This is a genomic window from Hanstruepera ponticola, assembly GCF_002940745.1.
Taxonomy (GTDB): Bacteria; Bacteroidota; Bacteroidia; order Flavobacteriales; family Flavobacteriaceae; genus Hanstruepera; species Hanstruepera ponticola.
Genome location: NZ_POTB01000001.1, coordinates 1391541 through 1402912 on the forward strand (window position 1 = coordinate 1391541; position 11372 = coordinate 1402912).

Here is an 11372-nt window from a genome sequence, read left to right on the forward strand (position 1 = left end):
CGCTTTTTTTTTATAATTCTATTAAACTTATTTTAGTTTTTTCTTAACCTCAACTTCTTGGAATGCTTCAATAATATCACCTTCTTTAATGTCGTTATAATTCTTAATTTGCATACCGCAATCGTAGCCTTTAGAGACCTCTTTAACGTCGTCTTTAAATCGTTTTAACGAAGCTAATTCTCCAGTGTAAACTACTACACCATCACGAATTAATCTTACACCAGAATTTCTGTATATTTTACCACTAGTTACCATACATCCAGCAATACTACCAATTTTAGAAACCTTAAAGATTTCTCTAATTTCAGCAGTACCTGTAATTTCTTCTTTTAACTCTGGAGACAACATACCTTCCATAGCGTCTTTAAGATCATTGATTGCATCATAAATAATTGAATACATTCTGATATCAATTTCTTCTTTATCTGCAATCTGACGCGCATTACCCATTGGTCTTACATTAAATCCAATAATCACCGCGTCTGAAGCTGAAGCTAATAATACATCACTCTCCGTAATTGGACCAACACCTTTATGAATGATATTGACCTGAATTTCTTCAGTTGATAATTTTTGGAACGAATCCGTCAAGGCTTCAACCGAACCATCAACATCACCTTTTAATATGATATTTAATTCTTGGAAATCGCCTAATGCAATACGACGGCCTATTTCATCTAATGTAATATGGCGCTGCGTTCTAACCGATTGCTCACGTTGCAATTGCGTACGTTTGGTTGCAATTTGTTTAGCTTCACGCTCGTCTTCAAATACATTAAATTTATCACCTGCTTGAGGTGCACCATCTAAACCAAGTATTGATACTGGTGTTGATGGGCCAGCAGCTATTACTTCATTACCACGCTCATCATGCATGGCTTTTACTTTACCGCTGTTTTTACCTGCCAATACATAATCACCAACTTTCAGCGTTCCAGCTTGAACCAAAATCGTTGACACATAACCTCTTCCTTTATCTAAAAAGGCTTCAACTACAGTACCTTGAGCTGCTTTATCTGGATTTGCCTGAAGTTCTAATAACTCGGCTTCAAGCAATACTTTCTCTAGTAATTCTTTAACACCATCTCCCGTTTTTGCAGAAATATCGTGGGACTGGATTTTTCCACCCCAATCTTCAACCAAGAGATTCATATTTGCTAAACCTTCTTTAATCTTATCGGGATTTGCTGTAGGTCTATCTATTTTATTTATTGCAAAAACAATTGGGACACTTGCTGCTTGAGCATGTGAAATTGCTTCTTTGGTTTGCGGCATGATATCATCATCTGCAGCAATAACAATAATTGCTATATCAGTAACTTGAGCACCACGAGCACGCATGGCTGTAAAAGCTTCGTGACCTGGTGTATCAAGGAAGGCTATTTTTTGACCGTTCTCAAGTTCCACGCCATAGGCTCCAATGTGCTGTGTGATTCCACCTGACTCGCCAGCGATTACATTTTCTTCACGAATGTAATCTAGTAATGAGGTTTTACCATGATCTACGTGACCCATAACTGTAACTATTGGTGCACGAGGTTGTAAATCTTCTGGTTTATCCTCAACTTCTTCAAATGACTCTTCTATGTCAGCCGTTACAAACTCAACTTCATAACCAAATTCTTCAGCTACGATTGTTAACGTTTCAGCATCTAAACGCTGGTTCATTGTAACCATCATTCCTAATGACATACAAGCTGAAATAATTTCGGTAACAGAAACATTCATCATAGTTGCTACTTCACTAGCTGTTACAAATTCAGTAACCTTTAGTACCTTACTTTCAGCTGCTTCTGCTTGCAAATCCTTTTCAGTTTGTTCTCTATGCTGTTCACGTTTTTCACGACGATACTTTGCTCCTTTACCTTTGCTAGACTTACCTTGAAGTTTTTCTAGTGTTTCACGTACTTGTTTTTGTACTTCTTCTTCACTTGGCTCTTCTTTAACAACATTACGTCTTCCTTTACCTTTACCCTTAAAGCGATCATTACCACCACCTCTATTGTTATTATTTCCAGCAGCTCCTGGTGCTCCAGCTTTGCTTATACGACGACGTTTTTTTCTGGTAGAACTTGAATCTTTTGAGTCAGATTTTTTGTCTTCTTTTTTCTTTTTTGGTTTGTTAAACTGCGTTAAATCAATTTTGTCACCAGCAATTTTTGGTCCAGAAAGTTTTTGGTATTGTGTTTCAACCTTTTCTTCTGGTGCATCTTCTGAAGCTTCAACTTCTTTAGCTTTTTTAGGTGTGGCTTCTTTAGGCTTGCTAGCTACTTTTTCCTTTTTAGGCTCAACAGTTTTTGGAGATTCTTTTTCTGGCTTGACCTCTTCAATTTTAGCTTCTTCAACTTCTTTGGTTTTTGCAGGCTTCTTTTTGTCGGCCTCCAGATCAATCTTACCAACTTGTTTAGGTCCAGAAAGTGTTGATTTTGCTTTAACTACCTCTTGTTCTTTTTCTTTTTGCGCAGCTTCTCTTTTGGCTTTAGCTTGTTCTTTTTCCTCTAACTCACGCTCACGTTGAATCCTTAAAGCTTCTTTTTCCTTCTGCTTCGCCTCGCTTACTTCCTGTGACTTTGCTTTTTTGTTAGCATCCGTTTCAAATTCATCTTGCAGAAGGTTGTGTACCTCTTCAGATATTTTTGTAGTTGGACGCTTCTCTATTTCAATGCCTTTGGAGTCTAAATACTCCACAGCTCGATCTAGAGAGATGTTAAGTTCACGTAATACTTTATTTAATCTAATTGTTTCAGCCATAAATCGCCTTTAATATAACCTAAAAAATATATTTAATCTTCAAATTCTTCCTTAAGAATTCTGATGACGTCTAAAATTGTTTCTTCTTCTAAATCGGTACGCTTTACCAAATCATCTACTTCCTGCTCTAAAATACTTTTAGCCGTATCTAATCCAGCTTTACTGAATTCATCAATAATCCATGCATCAATTTCATCAGTGAACTCACGTAATTCAACATCTTCCTCTGCACCTTCTCTAAACACATCTATTTCATAACCTGTTAGCTGACCAGCCAAACGGATATTGTGACCACCGCGACCAATAGCTTTGCTCACCTCTTCTGGTTTTAAAATAGCTTCAGCTCGTTTGTTTTCCTCATCTATTTTAATTGACGTAACTCTTGCAGGACTTAATGCTCTAGTAATGAACAACTGTAAATTATTGGTGTAATTTATAACGTCAATATTTTCATTTCCAAGCTCACGGACAATACCATGTATTCTTGAACCTTTCATGCCTACACATGCACCTACTGGATCTATTCTATCATCATAAGAATCTACAGCAACTTTTGCTTTTTCACCAGGAATTCTCACTACTTTTTTAACAGTAATCAATCCATCAAATACTTCAGGGATTTCCTGCTCAAACAGCTTCTCTAAAAATTCAGGTGCTGTTCTTGACATGATTATAGCTGGCTTATTGCCTTTTAGTTCAACGCTTTCAATAATGCCACGTACATTATCTCCTTTTCTAAAGAAATCTGATGGAATTTGTTTTTCTTTAGGAAGAATGATTTCATTTCCTTCATCATCTAACAATATAACAGCTCTGTGACGTATGTGATGTACTTCTGCCGTATAAATATCACCTACTAAATCTTTAAATTGCTTATAAATATTAGTATTATCATGTTCATGGATTTTAGAAATTAAATTCTGCCTTAATGCCAAGATAGAACGACGACCTAAATCAATTAACTTGACTTCTTCTGACACATCTTCACCAACCTCAAAATCAGGCTCAATTTTTCTTGCTTCAGATAAAGATATCTCCTGATTAGGTTCTTCTACTTCGCCATCAGCAACAACCACTCGGTTTCTCCAAATTTCTAAATCACCCTTATCTGGATTGATAATGATGTCAAAATTATCATCATCACCAAATTTCTTTTTTAGTGCATTTCTAAAAACATCTTCTAAAATCGCCATCAACGTAACACGATCTATTAATTTATCGTCCTTAAATTCTGAAAAAGACTCAATTAACGCAAGATTTTCCATATCTCTTTTAATTAAAATTTTATCATAACTTTTGCTTCTACTATATCTCCATAGGCTATTTTAGCCTGTTTTTGAACAGTCACTTTACCTTTGCCAACTGGTTTTGGTTCACGCGCCTTCCATTTCAAGGTAATACCATCATCACTAGCATTCTCTAGTGTGCCTTCAACTTTACCATCGTTTGTCAAAACTTCAAGATTTCTACCAATATTTTTGACGTATTGTCTTTGATTTACTAATGGTGCCGCTGCTCCAGCTGAAGCAACTTCTAAAGAAAAATCCTGTTCTTCTCTATCCAAATTGTGCTCAATAGCTCTACTAACAAAAACGCAATCATCAACAGTAACACCACGGTCACCATCAATAATTACTTTTATACTATTGTCGTTAGAAATGGTAAAATCAATCAGAAACAAATCTTCCCGTTCACTTAAGCCATCGACCAATAATTTCTCTACAGTTTCTCTAAACATTTTTTGGTATAAAAAGAGGGGACTTTCCGTCCCCTCATTTATTCTTTTTTCTTTCAACGGTGCAAATATACAATAATTAAATTGAATTGCATAATGATAGGAATATCATTTTTTTTCTTAAATTTAGTGACTACTAAAACAATTCTGAAAATTTCATTTATGAAAAAAATACTCGTTCCAACTGATTTCTCAAAGCAAGCCGAAAACGCACTACAAGTTGCTGCTCAATTAGCCAAAAAACACGATAGCGAAATTTACCTTTTACATATGCTTGAACTACCGCTTCATCAGGTAGATGCTTTAAGCCAACATAGTGAATTACCTGAAGCCATGTTCTTTATGAAACTAGCTCATAAAAAGTTTGAGCAAACTATGAGCCAAGACTACCTAAAGGATGTTGTAGTTCATGAGACTGTAGATTTCAATCAAACTTTTACAGGCATAAAAAACACATGTATAGAGCATAATATCGACCTCATTATCATGGGCTCGCATGGAGCTAGTGGTTTTAAAGAAATGTTTATAGGTTCAAACACTGAAAAGGTTGTAAGAACTGCCGAAGTCCCTGTTTTAGTAATTAAAAATGAACATGAAGAATTCAAGATTGACAATTTTGTTTTTGCATCTGATTTTAAAAATGATAACAAAGAAACATATAAACAAGCAACCGAATTGGCTAAAGCTTTTGATGCCAAAATTCATTTACTTTTTGTGAACACGGCTAACAACTTTATTACCACAGCAACGGCACAAGCTCGTATTTTAGATTTTATTGAAGGTTACGATTTTGAAAATTATTCAATTTCTATTTACAATGATGAATCTGTTGAGAAAGGCATCATGAATTTCTCCCATATCATTGGTGCAGATTTAATTGGTATTAGTACCCATGGCAGACAAGGCATTGCCCATTTCTTCAATGGTAGTATTAGTGAAGATTTGGTAAATCATGCGAAACGACCTGTGATAACTTTTAAAATATAACTATTCCAAACTAATCAAATAAAAAAATCCTAATCAAATGATTAGGATTTTTTACTTACTTGTTGGCCTACTAGGGCTCGAACCTAGACTCTTCTGGACCAAAACCAGACGTGTTGCCAGTTACACCATAGGCCATTGTGCAATTGAGGATGCAAATTTAAAACAAAGTTTTGTTTGCGCAAACATTTTTTAAATAAAATAACCTTTCAAAACTTAACGTTTCCTTAAAAGTATTTTTGATTTGATATTTATTGTTAAATTCGCCTAATCTTTCAAACTTCAATTACATGGCACATATCAGCTTTAGAAAATGGAACACTTTGTTATCTTGGTTTTCATTTTTAGTTGCTTTAATCACTTATAGTCTAACGGTAGAACCCACTGTAAGTTTTTGGGATGCTGGCGAATACATTTTAACATCTTCAAAACTACAAGTTGGGCATCCACCTGGAGCACCTTTGTTCCAAATGTTTGGTGCATTTTTCTCAACCTTCACATTTGGCAATAATGAATTAATAGGCTACATGATGAATATGATGAGTGCCGTTTCAAGTGCATTCACGATTTTATTTATGTTTTGGACAATTTCATTATTGTTAAGAAAATTAATTGGAAATGAAGACACGCTATCAAAAACGAATAAAATTGCCATTTTAGGGAGTTCTTTAGTTGGGAGTTTGGCATTTGCTTTTACAGATTCTTTTTGGTTTAATGCTGTTGAAACAGAAGTGTACGCCATGGCTACGTTAATTATGTCCGTTTTATTCTATCTGGCATTGCGTTGGGAACGTGAAATGGATACACCACGAGGTAATCGTTGGTTGATATTAATTGCTTTTGTTATAGGTCTTTCATTTGGGGTGCATTTTATGGGATTATTAACCATTCCAGCTATTGGGCTTATTTATTATTTTAAAAATTATAAAGAAGTTACTATCAAAGGTTTTATTGTTGCCAATGTAGTTTCAGTTGCTATTCTTCTTTTTATCTTTAAATTATTAGCACCAAACATATTGAGGTACTTCAGTGCTATGGAAATTTTCTTTGTAAATTCTATTGGCTTACCTTTTAACTCGGGATCAATAATAGCAGGTATTCTTTTGGTTGCTTTAATTTATTTTGGTTTAAAATACACAAAAGATAAAGGCTATAAACACTTAAACACTGCTATTCTTTGCGTAACTTTTGTAGTGGTTGGATTCTCTTCTTGGATGATGTTACCAATTCGCGCCAATGCCAACGTAGTTATTAATGAAAATGATCCTTCGGATGCTCGCGAGCTTTTGGCATACTACAACTTGGAACAATATCCAGAAACCCATTTGTTTTATGGTCCACAATTTACAGATCAATATTCTGGTCTTGATGAAAACGAGCCTTATATAGATGATAAGCCTAATTATGAAAAGGATGAAAAAACAGGTAAATACGTTATTATAAACGACTGGGAAAAAGCCAGACAAAATTATAATGCGGATCATGCTTCTATATTACCAAGAATGTGGAGCGGTGAAAATGCAGAAAATTACATGATTTTTACAGGCTATTTAGATTTTAAATTAAAGCCTGAATACCAAATGGAAAACGAATTGCGTGCAGCAGTTTCAAATTTTAAAAATGATGTGGCCAATGGCATGGTTGATTATGAAGATTATCACGCATTTTTAAAACAGTTTAGCCAGTATATAGATGTTGAAAAACCATCTTTGGGCAGTAATGTTGCCTATATGTTGGAATACCAATTAGGTTATATGTATTGGCGTTATTTTATGTGGAATTTTGTTGGAAGACAAGATGATATTCAAGGAAAGTATGACAACCATGGAAACTGGCTAAGTGGTATTGGCTTTATTGATGAATGGCATTTGGATTTATCTCAAAAAGATCTCCCAGGCGACGTAAAAAATAACAAAGCTAGAAACACCTACTTTTTCTTACCATTTATACTGGGTCTTATTGGGCTATTCTTTGTGTTCAATAAAGACAAAAAGCTGTTTTGGGTTATGCTAGTCTTCTTTCTGTTTACAGGTCTAGCCATACAAGTTTATACCAACGTTCGACCGTTTGAACCTCGTGAGCGGGATTATTCGGTTGTTGGTTCGTTTTATGTATTTGCGCTATGGATTGGATTTGGAGTTTATGCGATAATTGATGGTTTGAAATCAAAATTCCAGTCAAAATTATTAGCACCAATAGTAGTCATTGTTTGTTTAATATTAGTACCTGGTGTTTTAGTTGCCAATAATTGGGATGATCATGATCGCTCTGGCAAATATACTGCCAATGCCATGGCAAAAAAATATCTGGATTCATGTGGTGAAAATGGTATTTTATTCTCAATTGGTGACAATGACACTTTTGCACTCTGGTACGCCCAAGAAATTGAAGGTTATAGAACAGATGTTCGTGTAGTTAATACCAGCTTATTTCAAACCGATTGGTATATAGACCAAATGAAGCGAAAAGCTTATGATAGTGATCCCGTTCCATCATCCTTAACCCATGATCAATATCGTTATGGTACACGTGACTATATCATGAAAAAGCTTTTTATCTATGATTCTAAAGGACGTCCTCAAAGATTGTTGAATACGGACACTCTAATGATAGATGATTTTCTAAATTTTGTAACCAGTGACAATCCTAAAACAAAATTTAAGTACGTTTTACAACAGCAGGGTGAAGATCCAAGTTACTATCCTTCGCAGTTAGTTAATTCAAATTACTTCCCAGTTGAAAATATTCGAATTCCAGTTAACAAGAAAAATGCTATTGAATCTGGAATTGTAAAAGAAAAAGATTCTGCCGAAATAGTGGATTATATAGATATTAAAATAACTGATGGTGCACTCTATAAAAACAGGCTTTTAATGCTTGATATTGTTGCCAATAATAACTGGGAGCGACCTATTTACTTTACAGGTGGCGCCTTTGGAAATGATGACTATATTTGGATGAAAGACTACCTACAGTTAGATGGTATGGCTTATAAACTAGTTCCTATTAAAACACCTGTTGATAAAGCAAATCCCTTTGATATGGGACGTGTTGATAGTGACTTAATGTATGAAAAAGTTGTGAATTGGGATTGGGGAAATAGTGGAAATCCTGATATATACCATGATATTGAAACTAGGCGAAATTCCATTACCTATCGTGGCAATCTAGCTAGGTTAATTGAACAATTAATCAATGAAGAAAAGCTAGAAAAAGCTGAAGAAATAGCTGATATAGCTATGGAAAATATGCCAGTTGATTATTTTGGTTATTATACATTATTAGAACCTTATATTGGTGCTTATTATGAAACAGGTGCGACTGAAAAGGCTCAAAAGCTATTCAAGGAAGTTGCCAATAAATATCAAGAAAACTTAACCTATTACAGTAAGTTAGATGCTGAACAACAAAGAAGAGTTTTTGAAGAAATTTACACTGATATTGAACGCTATAAAAGTATTGTTGATGTGGTTATTGAATACGACGAAGATTTTGGCGCTCAAGAAGCCAAGACTTTTTCAAACTTTTTGAATTTATTCAAGCACTTTTATGAAGACGCACCAACAGAAGAGGAAATAACGCCATTGGATTTGGATTTAATCAATGAAGACAGTAGTGTCATTGAACCTGAAGAATAAATTAAAAACAATGGGAATCATCCCTGTTAAAACACCTTTGGTAATTAAAAAAATGCTCCCAGACTATATTTGGGAGCTTCCAGAAACGGATAAGGTGCTCTATCTAACTTTTGATGACGGCCCAACACCAGAAATAACCAATTGGACACTTAAAATACTAAATAAGTATAACGCAAAAGCAACATTTTTTTGCATAGGCAATAACATAAAAAAGCATACTAACATCTTTCATAATATTCTTGATAATGGTCATGCTATAGGTAATCATTCTAACACTCATTTAAAAGGCTGGCTAATAAAAAAAACTGATTATATTTCTGATATTGAAGCTTGTCAAAATAGTATTGATACTGAACTAGAAGAACGAGAATATTGCGGTTCAAAATTGTTTAGACCACCTTATGGTCAAATAAAACCCAAACAAGGCAAAGCTCTCTTAGATCTTGACTATAAAATAATTATGTGGAATGTTTTGTCGTTTGATTGGGATAAAAATGTAAAACCTGAAACCTGTTTAAATAACGTAATAAGCAAAGCTCAATCCGGTAGCATCATAGTATTCCATGATAGCCTAAAAGCATCAAGAAACTTGATGTTTACACTTCCAAAAGTTTTGAAATATTTTAGTGAAAAAGGATATTCGTTTAAAGCTTTAAATGTCTAAACATACTCTTGAATAATGCCTATTAAGGTATTAGCATCTTGTTCGCCGCTATGGCGCCATTTCATTTCGCCATTTTTGTAGATAATTAATGTTGGTAAGCCTTTGACGCGCAATGCTTCAGCTAGTTCTTTATTTTTATCAACATCAATTTTAATGACTTTGGCTTTATCTCCAAGTGCAGCAGCAACGTCTCTCAAAACTGCGTGCATAGCGGTGGATTGCTCATTCCATTCTGTAAAAAAGTCTAACAGCACAGGAATATTTACATCTATAAGTTCCCCAAATTTTGACATACGTTAAAGTTTTTAGTCAAATCTTATATTACAAATATAATATTTTCAGTTGATTATACGTTATTCACACCTTTTTTAAGCTCGATAACCGTTATTTCGGGCCATATTCCAACACGTCCAGGAAAGGCATGATAACCAAAACCTCTATTCACATTTATAAATCTACCAAATTCATTATACAATCCAGCCCATTGTTTATAAACATATTGTGACGGACTCCATCTAAAAAATCCCGGTATTTCAATCCCCATTTGTAAACCATGAGTATGACCACTTAAAGTCAAATGATAATTAAAATCATCCTGTTTAACTCGGTATTCCCAATGCGATGGATCATGAGTCATTAATATTTTAAAATCTTCTTTATTAACTTGGGATGTTGCTTTATCTAAATCACCTGCTTGATTAAATCCTTTTCCCCAATTCTCTACTCCAATTAATGCTAATTTCTGACCATTTTTTTCTATATAGCGGTGTTCATCAAGCAATAAATCAAATCCTATTTTAGGATGAATATCTTTTACTGCTTGAAAATTTTTAAGTTTATCTTCTGGCTTTTCCCATTGTACATAATCACCATAGTCGTGATTACCTAAAATGGAATATTTTCCATAAGGTGCTTTTAACCGTTTAAAAACATCTATCCAATCATCCATTTCAGTTGCCATATTATTTACAATATCGCCTGTGAATAACATAAGATCGGATTGCTGTTCATTTATCAAGTCAACACCATATTCAATCTTTTCTTTGTTGGTAAAACTTCCTGAATGAATATCAGAAATTTGAGTAATTGTAAACCCATCAAAAGCTTCAGGTAAATCTTCAAAAAACACCTGATATTTCAAAACTTTGTAGTTGTAACGACCTTGCCAAATTCCATATAAAAACGAGGCAAATGGAATGGCTGCAATACCTAATGCTATTTTTGAAATAAAAGCTCTTCTGCTGGTAAACATTTCAGTTTCTCCAGACGATGCAATTGAAAAAAGTTTTCTTATTACTCTGAAAACATCCTCCCCAAACATAATGAGTAGTAGCACCAACTTTGGAATTAGGAAAGTCAACAACAAACCTGCTGCTAACTGAAAACCAACCGTTTGACCAGCGCTTCTTGGTGTAGAAAAAATGGTGTAGAGAAAATTGGCATATATCGCAACAGAAACTAAAATCCAAGCCCATTTAATTAATCGGTTTCTTGTTAAAGTTTTAATGACTTGAAAAGCATATAACTCAACAAATAAAAATATTACTGTAAATATTATAATAGTTATTATCCAACGCGACATAAATCTCTTTTTCTTAAG

At 34.3% G+C, this 11372-nt stretch carries 8 protein-coding genes and 1 tRNA gene; 3 read left to right on the forward strand and 6 right to left on the reverse strand.

The features are described from left to right. Positions 1 to 27: 27 nt before the first annotated feature. From infB to rimP, 3 genes are read right to left on the reverse strand one after another with little or no spacing between them, the layout of a single operon-like run. Complete coding sequence (gene infB, locus C1S72_RS06370) at positions 28 to 2751, reverse strand: translation initiation factor IF-2 (RefSeq protein WP_104734799.1); 2724 nt, start codon at positions 2749 to 2751, stop codon at positions 28 to 30. A gap of 32 nt (positions 2752 to 2783) precedes the next feature. Further along, positions 2784 to 4016 (reverse strand): transcription termination factor NusA, encoded by a 1233-nt coding sequence (gene nusA, locus C1S72_RS06375; protein ID WP_104734800.1) that lies wholly within the window; start codon positions 4014 to 4016, stop codon positions 2784 to 2786. An 11-nt stretch (positions 4017 to 4027) separates the two neighbouring features. Further along, positions 4028 to 4489, reverse strand: coding sequence for a ribosome assembly cofactor RimP (rimP, locus tag C1S72_RS06380; protein WP_104735809.1), 462 nt, complete (start codon positions 4487 to 4489; stop codon positions 4028 to 4030). A 159-nt stretch (positions 4490 to 4648) separates the two neighbouring features. Between rimP and C1S72_RS06385 the strand changes: the two genes are divergently transcribed. Continuing rightward, a complete protein-coding gene (locus C1S72_RS06385; protein ID WP_104735810.1) occupies positions 4649 to 5473 on the forward strand; it encodes a universal stress protein in 825 nt (274 codons plus the stop codon). 62 nt (positions 5474 to 5535) lie between these two features. On the opposite strand, the gene C1S72_RS06390 is transcribed toward C1S72_RS06385, so the two are convergent. Further along, a tRNA-Gln gene (locus tag C1S72_RS06390) sits at positions 5536 to 5608 on the reverse strand. A 152-nt stretch (positions 5609 to 5760) separates the two neighbouring features. Between C1S72_RS06390 and C1S72_RS06395 the strand changes: the two genes are divergently transcribed. Together C1S72_RS06395 and C1S72_RS06400 are read left to right on the forward strand one after the other, a co-directional pair. Further along, positions 5761 to 9108 (forward strand): glycosyltransferase family 117 protein, encoded by a 3348-nt coding sequence (locus C1S72_RS06395; protein WP_104734801.1) that lies wholly within the window; start codon positions 5761 to 5763, stop codon positions 9106 to 9108. Between the two features lie 10 nt (positions 9109 to 9118). Further along, entirely contained in the window at positions 9119 to 9772 is a 654-nt protein-coding gene (locus tag C1S72_RS06400) for a polysaccharide deacetylase family protein (RefSeq protein WP_104735811.1), read from the forward strand. Here the strand turns inward: C1S72_RS06400 and C1S72_RS06405 are convergent. Together C1S72_RS06405 and C1S72_RS06410 are read right to left on the reverse strand one after the other, a co-directional pair. After that, on the reverse strand, positions 9769 to 10065 hold the full coding sequence (locus C1S72_RS06405; RefSeq protein ID WP_103051734.1) for a thioredoxin family protein: 297 nt from the start codon (positions 10063 to 10065) through the stop codon (positions 9769 to 9771). The genes C1S72_RS06400 and C1S72_RS06405 overlap by 4 nt on opposite strands. 53 nt (positions 10066 to 10118) lie before the next feature. Beyond that, positions 10119 to 11354, reverse strand: coding sequence for a metallophosphoesterase (locus tag C1S72_RS06410; protein ID WP_104734802.1), 1236 nt, complete (start codon positions 11352 to 11354; stop codon positions 10119 to 10121). Positions 11355 to 11372: the final 18 nt, after the last annotated feature.

Bases quoted from the DNA above. Each gene is read 5' to 3' on its own strand.
- C1S72_RS06400 (WP_104735811.1), top strand. From the start codon at position 9,119: ATGGGAATCATCCCTGTTAAAACACCTTTGGTAATTAAAAAAATGCTC.
- C1S72_RS06410 (WP_104734802.1), bottom strand. From the start codon at position 11,354: ATGTCGCGTTGGATAATAACTATTATAATATTTACAGTAATATTTTTA.
- C1S72_RS06405 (WP_103051734.1), bottom strand. From the start codon at position 10,065: ATGTCAAAATTTGGGGAACTTATAGATGTAAATATTCCTGTGCTGTTA.
- C1S72_RS06385 (WP_104735810.1), top strand. From the start codon at position 4,649: ATGAAAAAAATACTCGTTCCAACTGATTTCTCAAAGCAAGCCGAAAAC.
- C1S72_RS06395 (WP_104734801.1), top strand. From the start codon at position 5,761: ATGGCACATATCAGCTTTAGAAAATGGAACACTTTGTTATCTTGGTTT.
- infB (WP_104734799.1), bottom strand. From the start codon at position 2,751: ATGGCTGAAACAATTAGATTAAATAAAGTATTACGTGAACTTAACATC.
- rimP (WP_104735809.1), bottom strand. From the start codon at position 4,489: ATGTTTAGAGAAACTGTAGAGAAATTATTGGTCGATGGCTTAAGTGAA.
- nusA (WP_104734800.1), bottom strand. From the start codon at position 4,016: ATGGAAAATCTTGCGTTAATTGAGTCTTTTTCAGAATTTAAGGACGAT.